Source organism: Chryseobacterium sediminis, assembly GCF_008386505.1.
Lineage (GTDB): Bacteria > Bacteroidota > Bacteroidia > Flavobacteriales > Weeksellaceae > Chryseobacterium > Chryseobacterium sediminis.
The window spans coordinates 1,357,937-1,378,018 of record NZ_VUNZ01000001.1 but is presented as its reverse complement, the minus strand read 5'-3'; the positions used below and the strand labels follow the sequence as shown (position 1 = coordinate 1,378,018).

At 30.8% G+C, this 20,082-nt stretch carries 14 protein-coding genes and 1 pseudogene; 7 read left to right on the top strand and 8 right to left on the bottom strand.

Going from position 1 to position 20,082, the window contains the following annotated elements:
* Positions 1–97 precede the first annotated feature (97 nt).
* From FW780_RS06400 to FW780_RS06380, 6 genes are all read right to left on the bottom strand, one after another.
* Positions 98–2,296: a peptidase domain-containing ABC transporter gene (locus FW780_RS06400; protein ID WP_149832726.1), complete on the bottom strand. Its 2,199-nt coding sequence runs from the start codon at positions 2,294–2,296 to the stop codon at positions 98–100.
* Positions 2,296–3,273, bottom strand: coding sequence for a hypothetical protein (locus FW780_RS06395; RefSeq protein ID WP_149832725.1), 978 nt, complete (start codon positions 3,271–3,273; stop codon positions 2,296–2,298). Before FW780_RS06395 ends, FW780_RS06400 begins: the two co-directional genes overlap by 1 nt.
* Complete coding sequence (locus tag FW780_RS06390; protein WP_149832724.1) at positions 3,257–4,618, bottom strand: radical SAM/SPASM domain-containing protein; 1,362 nt, start codon at positions 4,616–4,618, stop codon at positions 3,257–3,259. The genes FW780_RS06395 and FW780_RS06390 overlap by 17 nt, the downstream gene beginning before the upstream one ends.
* 54 nt (positions 4,619–4,672) lie before the next feature.
* Complete coding sequence (locus tag FW780_RS22330; RefSeq protein ID WP_167510652.1) at positions 4,673–4,849, bottom strand: hypothetical protein; 177 nt, start codon at positions 4,847–4,849, stop codon at positions 4,673–4,675.
* Between the two features lie 85 nt (positions 4,850–4,934).
* A complete protein-coding gene (locus FW780_RS06385; protein ID WP_149832723.1) occupies positions 4,935–5,114 on the bottom strand; it encodes a hypothetical protein in 180 nt (59 codons plus the stop codon).
* A gap of 177 nt (positions 5,115–5,291) precedes the next feature.
* A complete protein-coding gene (locus tag FW780_RS06380; protein ID WP_149832722.1) occupies positions 5,292–7,469 on the bottom strand; it encodes an outer membrane beta-barrel family protein in 2,178 nt (725 codons plus the stop codon).
* 474 nt (positions 7,470–7,943) lie between these two features.
* On the opposite strand from FW780_RS06380, the gene FW780_RS06375 reads away from it, so the two are divergent.
* The 5 genes from FW780_RS06375 to FW780_RS06360 all read left to right on the top strand — a co-directional run bounded on the left by FW780_RS06375 (position 7,944) and on the right by FW780_RS06360 (position 14,975).
* Positions 7,944–9,371: a helix-turn-helix domain-containing protein gene (locus FW780_RS06375; RefSeq protein WP_167510651.1), complete on the top strand. Its 1,428-nt coding sequence runs from the start codon at positions 7,944–7,946 to the stop codon at positions 9,369–9,371.
* 126 nt (positions 9,372–9,497) lie between these two features.
* Complete coding sequence (locus FW780_RS22325) at positions 9,498–9,659, top strand: hypothetical protein (RefSeq protein ID WP_167510650.1); 162 nt, start codon at positions 9,498–9,500, stop codon at positions 9,657–9,659.
* Positions 9,660–9,738: 79 nt separating this feature from the next.
* Entirely contained in the window at positions 9,739–11,913 is a 2,175-nt protein-coding gene (locus tag FW780_RS06370; RefSeq protein WP_149832720.1) for a prolyl oligopeptidase family serine peptidase, read from the top strand.
* A 2-nt stretch (positions 11,914–11,915) separates the two neighbouring features.
* On the top strand, positions 11,916–14,108 hold the full coding sequence (locus FW780_RS06365) for a lantibiotic dehydratase family protein (RefSeq protein WP_149832719.1): 2,193 nt from the start codon (positions 11,916–11,918) through the stop codon (positions 14,106–14,108).
* A gap of 12 nt (positions 14,109–14,120) precedes the next feature.
* Positions 14,121–14,975, top strand: a complete 855-nt coding sequence (locus tag FW780_RS06360; RefSeq protein WP_241676861.1) for a thiopeptide-type bacteriocin biosynthesis protein — start codon at positions 14,121–14,123, stop codon at positions 14,973–14,975.
* 234 nt (positions 14,976–15,209) lie between these two features.
* Here the strand turns inward: FW780_RS06360 and FW780_RS06355 are convergent, their stop codons facing one another.
* Together FW780_RS06355 and FW780_RS06350 are read right to left on the bottom strand one after the other, a co-directional pair.
* Positions 15,210–17,477, bottom strand: coding sequence for a hybrid sensor histidine kinase/response regulator (locus FW780_RS06355; protein WP_167510649.1), 2,268 nt, complete (start codon positions 17,475–17,477; stop codon positions 15,210–15,212).
* A gap of 1 nt (position 17,478) precedes the next feature.
* A complete protein-coding gene (locus FW780_RS06350; RefSeq protein ID WP_149832716.1) occupies positions 17,479–18,615 on the bottom strand; it encodes an FIST signal transduction protein in 1,137 nt (378 codons plus the stop codon).
* Between the two features lie 510 nt (positions 18,616–19,125).
* On the opposite strand from FW780_RS06350, the gene FW780_RS06345 reads away from it, so the two are divergent.
* A complete protein-coding gene (locus tag FW780_RS06345; protein WP_149832715.1) occupies positions 19,126–19,668 on the top strand; it encodes a peptidoglycan-binding protein LysM in 543 nt (180 codons plus the stop codon).
* Positions 19,669–19,871: 203 nt separating this feature from the next.
* A pseudogene (locus tag FW780_RS06340) lies at positions 19,872–20,082 on the top strand (peptidoglycan-binding protein LysM); the annotation flags it as partial.

The window sequence follows — 20,082 nt, the reverse complement described above, 5'->3', positions numbered from 1 at the left end:
TTTTTTTGTTTGAAATTTAAATATAGAAGCAGAAATTACTGTTGAGAAAATTTCTGACTTTTGTTGATTGGGTTAGGTCCTGATATAGGAATGGTTTTTAATTACCAAGCTCTAATTGATTTTTTACAAGATTAAAATATTCACCATTTTTTTCTACCAATTCTTTGTGATTTCCTTGTTCTGTAACTTTTCCATTTCTTAAAACAATTATCTGATCGGCATTTTTTACAGTTGATAATCTGTGTGCTATTATTATTACGGTTTTTCCTTTAAAAAATTCCTGTAAATTGTCATGTATAGTTTTCTCATTTTCCGAGTCTAATGCTGAGGTTGCTTCATCAAAAAAAATAAAATGTGGATTTTTATAAACCGACCTTGCAATCAAGATTCTTTGTTTCTGTCCTCCTGACAGACCATTTCCTGATGATCCTATTTTAGTTTTGTATTGTAATGGTAAATTTTCAATAAAATTTTCCAGGTTTGCAATTTTTGTGGCTACTCTTAATTTTTGCTCATCAATAACTAAATCTTTTGTGGCTATATTTCTTTCAATACTATCAGAAAAAATAAATCCGTCCTGCATTACCACACCACAATTTTCGCGGATATTTATTGCGGGTATTTCTTCAATTTTTTTTCCTTCAAAGTGGATTTCTCCTTTTGTGGGATTATAGAACTTTAAAAGTAATTTTAATAATGTTGTTTTTCCGCTTCCGCTAGCTCCAACAATAGCCGTAATCTTTCCTCTGGGTATTAATACATTTATATCTTCAAGAACATATGGAGACATTGGCCCTTCATACTGAAATGATACATTGTTAAGCTGAATGGCTAATTCTGAGGAATTCTCTTTAGAAATAATATTTTTATTTTCAGAGAGTTTTTCATCTTCAACAGGGTGTTCCTGAACTTCATTTAATCGTTCTAAACTTAATGTAGCATCTTGTAGGGAGCGGAAAAAAACGATCAGTTGATTGACTGGAGCGTTCATTTGTCCCACAATATAAGATACACTAAGAAGTTCACCTAAAGTCATTTTTCCGTGTACAACAAAAGTAGCTGCCAGAAATGTAACAATAATATTTTTTATCTGATTAATAAGCTCATATCCTGAAGTCTGTATTTGATCGTTTTTTAGAATCCGGGTGTTCACAGCGAATAATTTTTGCTGTATAGACTCCCATTCCTGACGTTTATAATCCTCAAATTGATTCAGCTTAATTTCCGTAATCCCATTAATCATTTCATAAATAGATTCCTGATTTCTGCTTTTTTCCTGAAATTTAAAATAGTCTAATATTTTCTTCTTTCTTAGCCAGTATAAAGACCATACTATCGAAATTAAAGTTAAGGCCAGGTAAACTAACAGTATTTTAAAATCATAAAACCATAAAACCCCAAAAAATACAGAAAAAGTGAACATTGAAAAAAAGGTTAATAAACTTTGGGATGTCAGGAACTGTTCAATTCTTTCATTGTCTTGTATCCTTTGACTGAAATCACCAATCATTCTGCTGTCAAAAAAAACAAACGGAAGGTATAATAGTTTTTTTAAGAAATCAGAAATTATAGAAATACTCAGCTTACTTCCAATATATAATACTAACCAATTTCTTATAACTTCAATAAATATAGAACCCAGGTATAGAGTAGTTTGAGCTAATAAAAGAATTGTAATTAAATTTAAGTTTTTTGCATTTACCCCTTCATCTATTAATTTTTGTGTTAAAAATGGAAATATCAATGTAATACAACTTCCTAAAAGAAGCATACTAAACATAATTAGAAGTTGCCTCTTGAAAGATTTTAAATATTCAAAAAGAAATTTTAATCCTATTTTTTGTTTACCAGGAGATTTTAAATTGAAAAAAGTTTTCGTAGGAGTTAAGAATAATGCAATTCCTGTATTATCGGAACTCCAGTGTTTTAAAAATTCTTCTTTATTTAATGTAATCAGGCCATGAGCAGGATCAGAAATATGGAAGGATATTTTATTTCCAAATAAGCTTCTTTTTATTTTCTTTAAAACAACAAAATGATTGTTATTCCAATGCAGAATACATGGCAAAGATAGTTCTTCATTCATTATCTGTTCATCAGTAAGCTTGCATGGTATTGTCTCAAACCCTATTTTTTCTGCGGCTTGTACAAGTCCCAAGAGAGAAGCCCCGTCTTTAGTGATATAAGAGTTCTCTCTAAGGTATTGTAGAGTATAATTTTTTCCATATGCATTTGCGATCATACAAAGGCAGGCTGGAGCGCAGTCCATGCTGTCAAACTGGGGAACAAAAATCATTAGCTTAAGAGTTCAACCTTTTGTTGATTGTTTATTTTAATTAATTTATCTGAAATATATGAGTTGCAAATCATGATAAAGTCCTGATTATTAATATTTAGTTTTGAAAGAGCATCATTAACCTTCATCATATTCAAATAAAATAATGAATCTGAACGTTCATCAAAATGATCTAAACTATTCATGAAATTTTTAATGGTATCTATATAATTTTCATTGAAAAAAACGTCTAAGCTTTTTAAGGAATAATAAAAAAAGTTATCGTTTTTCTGACTTATTTTAGAGGTCATTTTTTGAACAATCCTTTTCAGTAGTGCATCATTTTCTTTTGTAATAAACTTTTTGAAAACACTATCTGTATGGTAGATTTTCCAGAATAAATACTCACTTTCATCATATTCGGATAATTCTACAAACTTTGGTTCTGTACCCCATTTATCCTTTTTGGTCAATATTTTATAATGGCATAATAGCATTAAATTTAAAGCTGTAGTAATTGTTTCGTCTTCATTTTCAGAATCGTAAAATATTCTGAAAAGATTCAGGTATTGTTCACCGGAAGCTAAATTTAAAAGCATAGCGTTTTCACCTAAAATTGCTTTAGCATTATCAAAGAAAAAACTCAAATGGGCTATAGCTTTATTATATTCTTTGATATCAAAATACTGTAAGGCTTTCATTGGGTAATAGCTTAAACTTAAATAATGCTTTAAATTATCATCCAGGTTTAAGTATATATTATCAACTTTGCCAATTTGAAATTCAATGTTGCCATTTTTGGACTTTAACAGGGTAAGTGCTTTTTCAATTTCGCTGAATGTATATATTATTTTCAGCCTTTCAGAAGCACTGACTTTACTTTTAATTAACTCCAGCATATCATAAAAAATATGATCTCTATTAAAAGACTTTCTCTTTTCTAAATTTTTTAGAGTATGATCCAGCTTTACAATTAATTCCTTATACAGCAGCTTCACCAAAGTATTCTTTAGACATTACGTATTGAAGAACCATTCTATCTTTAAAATTATATTTGAATGACGGACACATAGCCATTTCCTTGTACCAGTGAATAGGGCAGCCTCCACCACAAACAGGTAAAAATTTACATTTTCTGCAGGTTGTACCGTAATTTTCATTTTCTATGTCTTCATACCAGTTTCCTAACGGAAGATCATTTCTGTCTTTTTTGTCTGATGGATTGAAGATATCTCCATGGAAAAGCTGGCTTTCATCATTGTCGAATTCCGGAGTATATGGAGTCTCCCAGCAATATGATAAACGGCCTTTTGCATCAATAAGTTCAGATTCTTTATTAGTCACCATACAGGTTCCTGCTCTTTTTTGAGGAAGAACATCTTTAACAAATTTGAAATTGTACTCTTTCATTTTTAAGTACCATTCTATTTCCAGCTCTCCAAAGAATGTAGGTGTTAATCCTAAATTATCTTTTGCATAGTTTTTACCCCAATCATGTACCGGAGCAAAATCAAGAGTTAATTTCTCTGAAATACCAGTTTCATATAACATATCGATAAGACTGTCTATTGATTGGTAATTGTCTTTATGTATGTTACAACGAATTAAAATAACACAATCTTTTTCATCATAGATAGGGTTTTTAGCCGCCTGGATAATATTATTCAGTATTATTTTAAAAGTTTTCTCCTTTTTCTTCGTATATCTGCTCAAATCGTGAGAATCTTCGTCACCATCTAATGTAATCTGATATTTTACAATTCTAAGGTTAACTAATTCTTCAAAGATTCTTTCTTTAAGAGCCAGACCGTTCGTGATCATCATTGCTGTATACTTAATATTATTATCGTCACAGAATTTGATGATTTTTTCGCTTAAAGATCTGATTCCCTTTATCCCCAATAAAGGTTCCGCACCATACCATGTTATAAACAGACCTTCGTACTCACCATTTAATAAAATATTGCTTAGATAATCAAAAGTCTGATCAACAATATTTTGATCCATATTTATTTTCTCATGGACCTGTCCGCAATAATGGCATCCTAACTGACAATTGGCTGTAGGCTGGATGGTATAGTTGAGTATTTTTCCTTTTTGAGAAGTTTTTTGTTTAAAATTTTCAATAATCACCGAAAATTCGTCTTCATCTTCCGGAACTAGAATTTCTGATGAAAGAAGCTTAAAAAGTACTTTTTCATTGATCTGATCAAAGTTACCTTTCTGGACGTGTTCAAAGACATCATGAGAAATATGTAATAAATTGGAGGTTCTTGTTGAAAATAATAGCTTTTCTGATTCACTGATATCTTCAAATTCGTGATATTTTGATAATTTATACATTCAATTTTTGTTTTTTAAATGGGTGCAATATTGATCATTGCACCCGGATTAATTTTAGTTCCAACCGCAATTTGTCATTTGACAGTTTGAGCTTGTACATTCTCCAGGATCTAAGCCGGATTCCTTTGTACCTCCTTTTACAGTACGAATTTCTTCAATTCCTAGTACCTGAAAAGATTCATTTTTTTTACTAACATTTTTCAATGCCAATTTCAATTTCTGATTTTTCATTTTTATTTTTTTTTACAGTTAACAGGATCTTCTTTTATTGTCATAAATCCTTTCTTGGACAGAAAAATTGCAGGCAGTCTTTCAATTAGTTCCAACCACAATTCGTACTTTGGCAATTTCCACTTGTACATTCTCCCGGATCAAGGGTGGACTCTTTCGTTCCTCCTTTTATAGTACGGATTTCCTCAATCCCTAATACTGTAAAAGGCTCATTCTTTTGAGAAGAAACATTTTTCAATGCCAATTTCAATTTTTGATTTTTCATCTTTAATTAAAATTTTATAGTTAAACAATCGGTTATCTTTTAGAGTCATAATACCTCTCATTGGACTTATTTTAATGAACAACAATCCCTTACCACTATTCAGTAAATAGTAGTCTTTGAAATTAAATTGCGAAAAAGGTTGACGGTATTTTTATTTATCCGAACATCAAACGATGCTTAATTTGATCTCTTCTTCTCATCTTCATTACTGGTATTTCTCTTGTTGAGGTTTATTTTATTATTCCCAAAATTGTAGGATAACGATAATCGAACATATTGAGTATCATAATATTGCTTAAACTGCTGATAAACATTTCCAGATGTGGAATTGATAGTCATTACATCAGATCTTAATATATTGTTTGCAAACAAGGAAGCTTGTAAACTTCTTTTTAAGAACTGAGCCTTTATTCCAATACTCAGATTAGAAAAATCACTTATTTTATTCTCTTGCTGAATAGATGGATAAGTATAATTGTATATCACCTGTAATGATATTGATTTACTCTTATTTAAAATAAAACTATTCGTACTGCTGAAATCTCCTCCCCAGCCTGAAAATTTAGGCGCTAAAACATCCGAATTTGTATTAGTTTCGCTATAAAAAAGTGACAAAGCAGAGCTGGTATTCCACCATTTGAAAATGTCAAAATTGATTTCTTCGGAAAAATTTAAAGAAGAGCTATTGAAGTAATTTCTTCTTACAATAATTTGAGTATCTAAATTTTGAAGATCATCGGAATTGTGAAGTGTTATCTGCCCAAAACCATTATTTGTTTTGGTAAATGAAACAGAAGATGTTAAAAAACTATTATAAGTATGTGATAATTCAACATTGTCAGAATATGAAGGCTGCAAAAAAGGATTCCCTTCTTCATATGAATTGGAATTAAAATACCATTTAGCAGGGTTTAAATTTGAGAAATTAGGACGTCTGATTCTTTTTCCATAAGAGAAAGAGAATGTATTTTTGTCATTACTTTTATATAAGACATATAATGTAGGAAATAATTTTATAAAATTATTCTTATTGGTCTGATCTAACTCTGCCGAATACCCTTTGTTTTGGGTAGATTCTGCTCTTAGTCCTGCCTTAAAGTTCCATTTGTTTATCTTTTTATTAAGAGATAAATACAGCGCCTGAATATTTTCTTTATAATTAAAAATATTGTTTTGAGATAAATTTACTGATGATAAACCCTCAGTTGTATCATATGAAGTTAAGCTAAGATTATTTTTTGTTTCTGTAAAACTTACCTTAGCCCCAAAATTTATATTAACTAAATCATTAGGCATTTCAAAATCAATTCTTGATGAAATATTTTGAATATTTTGCTTACTTATATTTTCTGTGTATTCTGAAGTAACGTTGGATGAAACTGTTTTATCGGTAATAAAGTTATTTTCTCTGTCATTTTTTAAATCGAAATAATCGAAATCAAAAGTCATTTTGTTTTTAGAATTATTCGTTTTTTTAATAAAATTAAGATTTAATGAATTGCTGCTATTAACTCTGTGTGTATTGCCGTAGGATAAAAGTTTATCATTTAAAATATTACTGTAGTCGGAAATATCAGAGATATTATTATTACCCTTATCAGATTTTGTAGCATATCCAAAATATTGAATTCCCAGCTGTGTATTATCATTAAATTTGTATCCTAAGTTCACCGTTCCTCCTATACCATTTGTTGTGGATTTTTCATAAATCGATGACTTCCAGAAAGTAGACGGATAATAAAAATCTGTATCATTAGAATAGATATCCTGGTTTCTTCTATAATCAATATCTACAAGTACACTCAGTTTATTTTTTTGGTAGCTGAAATTATTCCCTACAGAAAACGAAGAATACGTAGCCTGTTTAAGGGTACTCCTTACTGAATTACTCCAGCTGTTTGACTTTGCTTTTTTGAGATTAATGTTGATGATACCACTATTTCCTTCTGCATCATATTTTGCAGGGGGATTAGTAATTACTTCAATATTTTTTATATTATCAGATTTTATTGTTTTAAGATAATTAATCAAATCATCTCCTGAAAGTTGAATTAATCTGTCATCAATCATAACTGTCATATTTGATTTCCCTATGATTGATATTTGATCATTGTTAACCCTGACATTCGGTGATATTCTTAGAATATCAATAGCATCTGCTCCGGATGAAGAAGTGGAATTTTCAACATTGAAAACAAGTCGGTCAATTTTTTTTTCGATAATCCTTTTTCGGGTTTTTATTTCTATTTCCTGTATGTTTTTCTCAGGTAATCTGCTGATAGAATCATTACCTTTCTTTTGCGAAAAAGTAAGTATTGGAAAAGTAAGACAGAATATAGGAATGATATTTTTCATTTAGGATTTTATTAATGCACTTACAGAAATTAATTATTGCGCTTTTTTCTGATACAAAGATGCATGAGATCATAAACTATCACAAGACTAGTATTCCAAAATTTATATATTTTGGGATTTTGCTGTATAGAATTTATAAATGTAGGTGGATGAATGGAGTTTAAGTGTTTGATCTTCAGTGTATTTTTTTTGTTGCCTTGAAAATATAAAAAAGCCGTATTTTTGCTCATGGAAAATGATCATATGCGTAAGATTTCACTTTTTTTATTCTTTCTTCTCTGCCAGAACTTCTTTTTGTCACAAAATATAAAAGATTTTTCAACCAAAGATTCAGTGAAAGCTAAGATTTTTGCGGATAACCTGATTACCAATGGTAAGAAAAATAAAAATTATACGAAGCTGGCTGACGGATATCTGCTGCTATCCCGTTTTTCTGATGATAACAAAGTGATACCGTATTTAGACAGTGCAATTGTGGCTGCAAAAAAGATCAACAATCTGCCGTATTTATCTAAAAGCTATACCTATAAAGGCAATTACTATTATTTAAACGGAGATTATTCAAAGTCCTTAGATAACTATCTGGAAGCGAGAAAGGTAAGTGATAAGAACAGTAAGAATTATAATCTCATTAATTTTAACATCGGGTTGTTGAAATTGGAGCTGGAAAATTATGATGAAGCCCTAAATCTATTTTTAAACTATAAAGATTTTTTAGAGAAAAATAATCTATCAGGCAATTCAAATTACGTGCGATGTCTTTATGCATTGGCATATACCTATAGCAAGCGTAAAGAAATTGCAACTTCTAACCAATATTTGAAATTAGGATTTCAGAAAAACGAAACCAATAAAAATGAAAAAATGTATTCAAATTTGTTGTTAATTTCGGGTATTAATGAATTTTTTGGAGGGAAATACACTAAATCCTTAAGTACACTATCTAAGGTTTCAGATATAATAAGAAGGAATTCTTTTGACTCACAAAATTTAGCATTAAGTGAATACTATTCCGGAAAATCTCTTATAAAGTTAAATAATGACAGTTTTTTAAAGAAATTTGAGACTGTAGATTCTATCATCATAAAAACAAAAGATGCCACTTCTGAACTCAGAGACGTTTATCCAATTTTAATTGATCACTATAAAAACCATCATAATAAGGATAAACAATTGTATTATATTGAACGTCTGCTTGCTGTAGACTCTATTTTATATAAAAAAAATAATACACTTTCTCATGAGATTAATAAAAAGTATGATACACCACTTTTATTAAAAGAAAAAGAGAGATTAATTGAAGACTTAAGTTCAAAAAATAATAAGCTGTTTTGGTTACTGGGAATTGGCGGCATACTATTAATAGTCTTATCATTTTTATATACAAAAAACAGAAACAAAGTAAGATTATATAAGAAAAAGGCAGATCTGCTATTAACGGAGTCAGCATCTCAAGTTATTTCAATTGAAAAGCCGGATCTTGATATTCCTGAAATTATTGATAGTGAAAAAGAAAAAACAAAACCGAAATTATCAGATGAAAAGCTTAAACAATTAAGTTTAAAATTACAGGAATTTGAAGAAGGAAGTAGTTTTTTAAATAAAAATATGAACTTAGATCTCTTGTCAAAAGAACTCAATACAAACAGAGCCTATTTGTCAAGGTCCGTAAATGAGTTAAAAGGAAAGAATTTTTCGCAGTACTTAAACGAACTTAGAATAAGCTATATTGTAGAAGAACTTAGAACCAATACCCAGCTTCAAAAATATACAATTTCAAGCATTGCTGACCATGCAGGATACAATAATTCTGAATCATTTACTAATGCATTCCGTAAAATAACAGGGACATTACCCTCTTATTTCATAAAAGCACTCGATAAAAATGAAATAAATAATTGATTGTTTATGAGTGATTTATATGAATTTTGTACTCGAAATTTATAAATCCAGAGTATAAGTTTTTGTTTTGGGAAGAATTTATAATTTACTTTGCGACTCATAAATTTTAAACATTATTTGAAAGAAATGAAGAAGAAAAAAGAAGGTCAAAAAAAATTGTCTTTAGAAAAATTACAACTTACTAAGGTTATAAATCCTCGCTCAATTAAAGGTGGAGGAGGTGGAAACACCGGTCTGGGTTTAGAAAATGGAGATGATACAAGAACAGATCCTACAAGTCCGGACTAATTAATTTTTAGTGCTAATGGTATAACAATTAATAATATGTTGAATCAATATATTATTAATTGTTTTTATATTTTAAAACATGTATATATATAAATTATATTTTTTCCTGATATTTTTATGTGCAACAGTGAAGGCTCAAAAGACAAATCTAGCTATTTCCAAGCCTGTAACTAATGAGTATTTTGGAACAAAAATAGTCGATGAATACAGAAACCTGGAAAACCTGAATGATCTTTCGACCTCAAAATGGATGGAAGATCAGACGAAATATTCATTATCAGTTTTAAGGAACATTCCAAACAGACAGTTTTATATTGATAAAAGACTGGAATTTGATAAAAAACAGTCAGTTTCTATCAACCAGCTAAATATTACGGATAATGATATTTACTTTTATTTAAAAAGGTTACCACAGGAAAAAACAGCAAAACTTTTTTACAGGAAAAGCTTCAATGGAACAGAAACAGAAATTTTCAATCCTGAAAACTTTAAACCTGAAAACAAGAAAAAATATCAGATAAATTATATCAAGCCAAGCTACGATGGTTCAAAGGTCGTTATTGCTTTGACAGAAAGTGGTAAAGAGATTTCGGAGATGGTAATTTATGATATACCGCATGGCAAATTACTGCCGGATCTTCTTACCAATTGCTGGCCTTCTGACAGCGGAGGTATTGCATGGCTTTCTGATAATAACAGCTTTATTTACAGATATTATCCAGTTATTGATCCCAAATCACCGTTATTCTTAAAGGATACGGAATCTGTACTATATACAATAGGACAAAGCCCTCAAGCACATACAATATTATTATCAAGACAAAATAATCCCGAGGTTAAAATAAACCCTGAGGATTTTCCTCGTATTAGCCTGTCTTCAAAAAATTCTAAATATATTTTTGGACAAATATCCGGTGCTACAACATTTAAGGATACCTACTATATGCCAATTGGTGAGGTTTTTTCTCAAAGAAAATGGAAACTTTTATTTAGAAAGGAAGAAAAAATTACCGATTTTATAGAAAAGGATGATCATCTTATTTACATTTCAGAAAAAAACGGAACAAATGCAATTTACAGTACATCATTGCAAAATCCAGATTTTCAAAATGCAAAAATATTAGTTTCCAATATAGCTGATGAAGTAATTACAAGTTTGAACAATTTAAAAGAGGGATTTGTTTTCAGTACTTCAAAGAATGGAGTAGAAGCTAAGGTATATTTATATAAAGAAAAAAATAAGATCTTACAGCCGTTACCATTTCTTGCCGGTAATGTCTCAATTACCTCTAAAGGAGATATTTCCAATGATTTTTGGATCGTTTGCAGCGGTTGGAAAAATGATTCTGAGAGATTTAAATATGACTCGTTACAAAATAAATTTGTTCCGGAAAATATAGCTCCGATCATTGAATATCCCGAATTTAAAAATATTATTGCTGAAGAGATTACCATAAAATCTCATGACGGATTAGATATCCCGGTTTCTTTGATGTACAATAAGAACATTAAGAGAAACGCAGATAATCCGGTTTTAATCTATGCTTATGGAGCTTACGGAACTAATATCAGTCCTAATTTATCCAAGACTTATCTGCTTTGGGTTCAACAAGGAGGAATAGTAGCCATTGCTCATGTAAGAGGAGGTGGCGAGAAAGGAGAACCTTGGCATGAAGGAGGATATAAAATGACGAAATCGAATTCCTGGAAAGATCTGATTTCCTGTGCAGAATATATGATCAGTGAGAAATACACTTCAAAAAATAAAATAGCAATCTGGGGGGCAAGTGCAGGAGGAATTACTATTGGCAGAGCAATAACAGCAAGGCCGGACTTGTTTAAGGTCGCTATTATTGATGCAGGAGTAGTCAATACAACAAGAATGGAATTTACACCCAATGGTTTGAACAGCGCAAAAGAGTTTGGCTCGCTTAGTAATGAATCGGAATTCAAAGCACTCTTAGAAATGGATGCTTATCAACAGATTAGAAAGGGTGAAAAATATCCTGCTACATTAATCACTTCAGGAATTAATGACCCGAGAGTTTCTCCGTGGATGCCTACAAAATTTGCAGCAAAGCTTTTGGCAGCAGATAAATCCAAAAATCCAATATTCCTAAAAATTGACTATGAAGGAGGCCACGGAGGTGATATCCCGGTTGCTCAGAAATATGATAATATTGCTGATACTTTTGCATTTGCATTATGGCAATTAGGGCATCCTGATTATAAATTTAAGGAAATTAAAAAATAAAAATGTCAAGATTTCCCTATCAGTTTTTTGAAAAATTCATTGTTCGTTCTCCTTTATTTACCTATGAAGATTTCATTAAAACGTTTGATAAAGAAGATATTTCAGATGAAGAATTAAAAAGAATAGCTGATAATGAGATATTTCAGGAAGCTATTTACCTGGCATCACCTTATTTATATGAAGAAATTATTCAATGGCTTTCAAATAAAGAGCTGTCTTTAAAGCAAGATCAAAAATTAAGAAATACCTTATTGAAATATTATAGCCGAATGAGCACCCGCTGTACTCCTTTTGGCTTATTTTCCGGTGTTGGAACAGGTACTTTCAATAGTGAAATAAACAAAGAAACCCATATTGATCTTATAAGAGATACAAAACTGGATATGTGTTTCTTAGTCAATCTGGCTCAGCATTTTTTAGCAATTACGGAAATTAGAGAGCAATTGTTATTTTTTCCCAATAACAGTATTTATAAAGTAGGGAATAAAATTCGGTATGTAGAATATACAAGTGTTGGGGGTAAAAGAGAATATATAATTTCATCAGTGGCTCAATCACATGAGTTACAGCAGATACTGACCTTTTCGCAGCAAGGTAAAACTATGGAACAGATTGCTGAAGTCATTACTAATGAAGAAGTATCCTATTCTGAAGCTCGGGAATTTGTAACAGAACTGATAGATAATCAAATTTTAGTAAGTGAAATTGAGGCAAATGTTTCAGGAAGAGATTTTTTAGATACATTAATTTTTGTATTACATAAAATAGGATCTGTAAAAGAGGTTGAAGCTTTACATTTGATAAAAGAAAGACTGAATGCATTAGATTGTAACATCGGAAATTCAGTTACTCTCTATTCTGAAATTGAAAACTTAATAAAAACATTTACAACAGAATACGAAAAAAAATACCTGTTTCAGACGGATCTTTATTTTGAGAGAGAATTTACTATTAATCCTCAGTTAAAAAAGGAACTGAAAAAGGGTATAAGCTTTTTAAATAAAATTACATCACATAATAAGGATAGTCATTTTGAGAAGTTTAAAAATGCCTTTTATGAAAGATTTGAAACGCAGGAAATTTCTTTAGCTTACGCTTTAGATACTGAAGTTGGGATTGGTTATAGACAAGATATTGCTGCCAAGGGATTGCACGCTTATCTTGATGATTTAGAATTACCATCCTCTCAAAAAAAACAAAATATAAAAATTGAACTTAATCCAATTCAGCAAATTTTAAATGAAAAATTGCAGGAAGCTTTAGTCGAAAATAGACAAATAATACAGCTTACAGATGATGATTTTAAAGATTTTGAAGAAAATTGGGATAATTTACCTGATACTTTATCATTTTTAGCTGAAATAAATACTGAAAATAATGTAGAGAAACTCTATCTAAACAGAAGTGGAGGAGGGAGTGCAGCTAATCTTTTAGGGAGATTTTGTTCAGAAAAATCAAATGTAAAAAATGTAACAAGAGCAATTGCAAAGAAAGAAGAATATCTGAATTCGGATTATATCACAGCAGAAATTATTCATCTTCCGGAAGCCAGAATAGGCAATGTAATAAGACGGCCTGCACTGCGGCAATACGAAATTCCGTATTTAGCACAATCTGTTTTGCCCGAAAAAAATCAAATATGCGTGGATGATTTATATATTTCTTTAAAGAATAACAGAATCATTTTACGGTCAAAGAAACTCAATAAAGAGATTAAACCCTATCTAACCAACGCTCATAATTATTCAGCAAATAGTTTACCGATTTATCATTTTTTATGTGATCTGAAATCTCAAAATCTTAGATCAGGATTATATTTTAATTGGGGAGATTTGAAAAATATTTATCATTTTTTTCCTAGAGTAGAATACAATAATATTGTTCTGTCTAAGGCCTCGTGGAAAATCACCAAAAAAGAAATTAAGCAATTTTCTTTATCTGTAAATCAAAAAGACTTACTGTTTTCAAAAATTCAAGAATGGAGAAAAATTAGGCAGATTCCACAATGGGTACAATTGGTAAAATCGGATCATAAATTGACTCTTAATTTGGAAAATTATGATTTGTTGAAAGTTTTTATTGATACTATAAAAAATGAAGAATATAGTATCATTGAAGAATTTTTATATAACGCTCAGGATAATTTTAAGCGTGAATTTATTTTCCCGATGTATAAAGATGAAAAGGGGAAATAATTAATAATGGAAATGAGAAAATTTATTATTGGCAGCGAATGGCTTTACCTGAAAATTTATGCAGGTGTAAAAACTTCAGATCTGATTCTGGAAGAGGCAATTATGCCCTTAGTTGCTTATCTTGATGAGGAAAGATATATTTCAAAATGGTTTTTTATTCGTTATAATGATCCTAAACCCCATCTTCGAGTAAGGTTTAATTTACAGAATACCGCAGAATATAGCAGAGTTCTTGAAAGAATCAACATGATTTTGCAGGAATATGTAGCCAGTGGTGAGATTTCATCTATTCAGACAGACATATACAACAGAGAGATTGAAAGGTACGGTAAAGCTACTATTGAAGATGCAGAAACATTGTTTTACAGAAATAGTGAACTGGCCATACAGTGTTTGGATTATGATGACGAAGAAAAAATTATTGCTTCTCTGTTTTATATTGATAAGCTGTTGGATAGGCTTAATCTTTCCATTGATGAAAGAATGAAATGGGTAAACAATTATAATATAGCTTTTAAAAAGGAATTTAATACAGATAAAAGACTGAACAGCCAATTAGATAAAAAATATAGAGCTTTTAAACCCAAATTTAGGGATTTTATACAGTCTGAAGAGTTTGCAGAAGAAAGAGAACTTATTATCTCCAATCTTGACGAAATGGCTTTAATATTACAAAATATCATTTACCACAGTGAAAATCAAACTTTAGAAGTTTCTATGGAAAGTTTCTTTAAAAGTTTCTTTCATATGAATATTAATAGATTATTTGTTTCCAATCAAAGGGTATTTGAGATGGTGATATATGATTACTTACATCGTTATTATAAAACATTACACTATCAGGTTAATAATACAATGGGTTTTTAAGAAATTTGAATAATATCATCAGTTGATAAGCTAATTTTTGAAAAACCGGATTAAAGACAAAAGCATTGATTTAAAAATAATTATACTAAATCCTAATACATAAAAAGGCACTACTTGTTTTAAAGTGGTGCCTTTTGACTATTTGTGACCCGGTTGAGCGTATCTTCGAACACTTTTGTAGGTATTTGTGTTTTGGTATTTTTCCAAAATAGGGAATTATTTCTTGATTTTGGATCAGATTGAGGGGGTGATTTTATCTTTCAATTGCTTGACTACTATTTCAAGAGTCTGTTTTATTTTTTCAAACAGAGAATATAATTCTGGGAGTTCTTTATTTTGCTCTATAGCAAGTAATTCAAGCTGTTTTATTCCATTTTCAATAGAATTTATTCCTACAGCTTGAATACCTGGTTTGATTTTATGCATCAGCTTTGCGATTTCAGGGTAGTTTTTCTTCTCAAATGCTTTTTCTACCAAAGGAATCGTTGTTTCGGTCTGTAAAATGAAAATTGATAACATTTTCTGAATAAAATTTTCATCACCTCTGCTGAGAAACTCTATATTTTTGAGGTCATAGAGAGCTTCGTTTGTATCTGATGGTATATCTTTTATTTTTTCCGTAATTTTTACATATTTATAAATGGTACTAAGTAAGTTTTCTTCACTAAATGGTTTGGTGATATAGTCATTCATTCCCGCATTAATGCAATTATCTATTTCTGTTTTAAAGGCATTTGCGGTGAGTGCTATTATGGGGGTGCTGATACCCAATTCATTCCGTAGTATTTTCGTCGCTTCGATACCATCCATTTCAGGCATTTGCACATCCATCAGAATAATGTCAAATTGTTCTTTTTTTAATATCTCTATAGCTATTTTACCATTTTCAGCTTTAACAATGCTGCATTTAAAATGTTTCAGAGATTTTTCTGCAACCAGTTGATTAAGAGCATTGTCTTCTACCAGTAAAACTTTTGTCCCCACAATAGAAATATTTTGGTTTTTCCAGTCACTCTCTTTTAGGTTTTCTTCACTACCTTTATCTAAAATCAGAATTATTGTGATACAGGTACCTGAGTTTTTTTCACTTTTTACATTAATTTCTCCTTTCATAAGGTGAACAAGTTCCCGGGTAATAGACATTCCTAGGCCTGTGCCTCCATATTTTCTTGAAATTGAACTGTCTTCCTGATTGAATTTTTTAAATATATTGCGTACATATTCTTCGCTCATTCCAATACCCGTGTCTGTAATGCTGATCGAAATGGTCTGTTGATTTGGCAAGCTTTTCAATACATTAGCTTCAACTTTAATGTGGCCCTCAGTGGTGAATTTTAAAGAATTCCCAATGATGTTATACAAAACCTGTTCAAGTCTTAAAGAATCTCCTTTTAAAGCAGGAAGAATATCAGGAGAAAAATATGTAATGAGGTTGAGTTTTTTTTCCTCTGCTTTGGGTTTAAGGACAGAAATAACTTTTTGAATGCTATCTGTTATGGAGAAACTTTTGTTTTCCAGAGACATTTCTCCTGATTCAATTTTAGAAATATCCAGGATGTTATTAATAATTGATAATAAATGTTGAGAAGCATTATAGCTATTTTCCACAAATTCTTTTTGATTATCAGAAAGGTAGCTTCTCTTTAATTCTCTTAAAAAACCAATGATACCATTAAGAGGTGTTCTTATTTCATGGCTCATATTGGCAAGAAAAACCTCTTTTGCCTTAGATGCTTCTAATGCTTTTGCTTTTTCGAGTTTTAATTCTTCTTCTAGTTTTTTTTGGTCTGTAATATCAAGATGGATACCTATAGATCCCAACAAATTTCCATGGTCATCATAATTAGGAGCCCCGCTTATGGCCCACCATCTTATTTCCCCTCTTTTATTTTTTACAGGAAGCTGGTATACACTGGAAATTCCTTTTTTTCTCAATTCTATCTGGTCCTGTAAGAATCTGAGATTGTTTTCTCCATATAGGAAAAGCGTGTTGGGATTTTTACCAATTACTTCATCCAGCTCAAACCCTGATACATTGCAAAAGCTTTGGTTGGCATACTGAATGATTTCATCATTATCAACTTCAATGAGTCCCAAATTCATATTGGCAATAATATTCCTATATTTTTCCTCCTGTTGTTTTATGTAATCTTCTGCTCTTTTTCTTTTCCTTAACTGTTCGGATAGATATAACAATAATTCTTTAAGATCTTCAGATTTTTTTATTTCAATATCGGAATCAATAATTTTTAATGATTCATAAAGGTTACTGATAGATTCCTGCTTCAGCGTATTTTCATTTTTGAGACTCTGATAAACTTCCTGATATTCTTCTTCGCTCTGTTTGAATGCATAATCCATCAGCTCTTTATCTCTTTCAAATGATTTGTAAGATTCATTAACTGCATGAATGAAATTTGCAAACTGTGGATTGTTTTTACAATCTTCTGTAAGATATTTATTAATCTGTCTTTCGAGTAAGTTGTGAAATTTGATTTCCATGTTATTCAATTTCATTAACTGTGGTGATGGTAATAGTCTGATTATGCAGGGCACAATCGCCAAATGGGCTCAAAGGGGATAGCTCTCCATATGAGTAAAATCCGGTTAATACTGTATTGGATTTAAAAACATCCCTTACAATATCTACTTCTTCATAAACTCTGTCTCCAAGTACCATTTTTCTTCCTACACAGCTTATTATGATTCCCAGTTTTGTATCGTGTGTAGTCATTTTAAGACATTCATTTGCTGCATCATTTGCTGCGTCAATAAGTCTGTCCATATTGGCTTTCATAAATCTCACTTTGCTTCCTTCCGGTAAATCTCCTGCAAAAATCATCGTATTATCTTTAATGGATAAGATGGTCCTTACTACTGATGAAGAGTCTTGAGACAGCTTAAGGGATAACGGAAAAAGAAGGGCAGAGCCGGGAAGTTCTTCAGCATATTTTCCCAAATATTTTTTATAAAGATCTAATGCATTCTTATTATCAATTTCATAAAGAATATTATTATGGGATTTTGTAACTACTCTTTCAAGTCCAAAACTTTCCCAGCCTCCAATTGAAGAATGAGACAGTTCAAGGTGTTCTCCATAAAATCCAATGGCTAAGATTTTATTAGGTTCAGGGATCTGATTGAGGCCAACAACGGTTTTCTCAAATTTATCTCCATCTGCTGCTAATCCACCTGAGATTAAAACTTCATTGGGGCGGCTGGCGTTTAATCCTCGCACTAATTGACTGCCATTGACCTTACTGCCGTCTGATAAAATAAATACCCATCTAAGTCCTTCTGAAGGAAGATTCTCAATTAATTTTTTTCCGGCATCATAGCTGTATGAAAAATCTTCAATATCAATTTGTGAAGTTCTTATATAGGATGTTGAAAAGCTGATTATAGTTAAAGCTACTGTATCATCATAGACTTCATTACAGAAAATTTCTCCGGAAGAAGAAGACAGTGCTATCTCTGCATGCGGAAACTTTTCCTTTAAAAGAATATAAAAGTTATTTTCTTCAATAATATTTCGGGCTCCATATCCTATAACAAGCTGAGCTTCATTATAGTCAAGATTTTCATCATTTCTTTCAGATTTGAATTCTCCGTTTGTAAAAAGTAACTTGGCAACTTTCATTTATTTATTTTCAATTTCAAGGTTATTAATTAGATTATAAATGGTTGATTTACCTATATCTAATAATTTCGTAGTAAGGTAAAGATTGAAAAGGCAGTCTTTGGCTGTTGAATAGCGGAACTTTATAATCAGGATTTAGCTGGAGATGATATTTTAACATTTCTCCCAGGAAAATATCATCGTCAACTATAAATATTTTACACATTTGCGTTGGTTTTAGTTTTATTACTAAAATAATAAATTTTCATCATGTAATGAATTATTTTGTGATAAAGATTAATAAGTTTAATTGATAATTGATTATTGTTGAATTTTTAAAACTCATTTTGAAGTATTTTTTATAGTTAAAGTTTCTGGCAATTTAGCGGTAAGAATTCAGGATAAATTTTAGGAATAAAAAATAGTGGACTAGCCAATGATGAAAAAGGCTTTGGTAATGTCAGATAATGTTATTAAATTTATAATTAGTTCTACGACAATATTTTATACACCTCACTAAATTTATTAATCATGAAAAAGCAAATCTTTATCGTTGCGCTGTCTCTGGTAGCCATTGCCTTAGGAACCCACCGGGTTATGGCACAAAATTCAGGGCAGGTGAGTACATCAGTAAATATTATTTTATCGGACGTTATTGCAATGGATGTTGGCTCTGTTGCTTCTGAAGGTTCTGTAGATTTTAATTATGGGAACACAAAAGATTATAATTCAGCAAAAAATGTGACCGTTCCCAACAGTTTAGTCATTATTTCCTCTAAAAATTTTGATGTAAAAGTAAAATCTGAAGGTACACACTTTGTAAGTGGTGCAAATGTAATTCCTGTAGATATATTACAGGTAAAAGCAATACCGGGCGGAAGCTTGGTGGGAACCCTGAATGAGGTCACTTTATCTACAAATGATCAGGTGCTGGTGAGCAATGCAAGTTTAGGGACCAAACAGTCTTTAAATATTGCTTACTCCATTTCGGCGGAAAATGCATCCAAGGTACTTCTAGGAAAACCACAGGGAACTTACACACAAAAAATAACTTATACTGCCACTGCACTGTAAGTAAATATCAATTTTAAAATAGAAAAGCCCTCAATACTACAAAAGTATTGAGGGCTTTTCTATTGATCATATGAATAAACCGTGTAGTGATTTTACTACATGAACTTCCTTTTTCCACTACAAAGAAACTTTTATCGCCGCTGTAGATTTGCAGTATACAAAAGATAACAATTAAATAAAAATAACAATAAAATATTATTGCCATGACAAAACAAATCGTAATCACAGCCTTAACTTTTGGAGCTATTATATTAGGAACTAGCAATGTTCAAGCTCAAAATACAACTGCAACCACAACCGTAAACATTACCCTGAACGATGTAATCTCTATTGACGCAGGAAGTACTGCCATTGGTAATACGGTCGACTTTAACTATGTTACTGCAGCAGACTACAACTCTGATCAGACAATTA

Excerpts from the sequence above, each read along its gene's own strand:
- FW780_RS06400 (WP_149832726.1), bottom strand. The coding sequence starts at position 2,296 with ATGATTTTTGTTCCCCAGTTTGACAGCATGGACTGCGCTCCAGCCTGC.
- FW780_RS06390 (WP_149832724.1), bottom strand. The coding sequence starts at position 4,618 with ATGTATAAATTATCAAAATATCACGAATTTGAAGATATCAGTGAATCA.
- FW780_RS22330 (WP_167510652.1), bottom strand. The coding sequence starts at position 4,849 with ATGAAAAATCAGAAATTGAAATTGGCATTGAAAAATGTTAGTAAAAAA.
- FW780_RS06385 (WP_149832723.1), bottom strand. The coding sequence starts at position 5,114 with ATGAAAAATCAAAAATTGAAATTGGCATTGAAAAATGTTTCTTCTCAA.
- FW780_RS06380 (WP_149832722.1), bottom strand. The coding sequence starts at position 7,469 with ATGAAAAATATCATTCCTATATTCTGTCTTACTTTTCCAATACTTACT.
- FW780_RS22325 (WP_167510650.1), top strand. The coding sequence starts at position 9,498 with ATGAAGAAGAAAAAAGAAGGTCAAAAAAAATTGTCTTTAGAAAAATTA.
- FW780_RS06370 (WP_149832720.1), top strand. The coding sequence starts at position 9,739 with ATGTATATATATAAATTATATTTTTTCCTGATATTTTTATGTGCAACA.
- FW780_RS06365 (WP_149832719.1), top strand. The coding sequence starts at position 11,916 with ATGTCAAGATTTCCCTATCAGTTTTTTGAAAAATTCATTGTTCGTTCT.
- FW780_RS06360 (WP_241676861.1), top strand. The coding sequence starts at position 14,121 with ATGAGAAAATTTATTATTGGCAGCGAATGGCTTTACCTGAAAATTTAT.
- FW780_RS06355 (WP_167510649.1), bottom strand. The coding sequence starts at position 17,477 with ATGGAAATCAAATTTCACAACTTACTCGAAAGACAGATTAATAAATAT.
- FW780_RS06350 (WP_149832716.1), bottom strand. The coding sequence starts at position 18,615 with ATGAAAGTTGCCAAGTTACTTTTTACAAACGGAGAATTCAAATCTGAA.
- FW780_RS06345 (WP_149832715.1), top strand. The coding sequence starts at position 19,126 with ATGAAAAAGCAAATCTTTATCGTTGCGCTGTCTCTGGTAGCCATTGCC.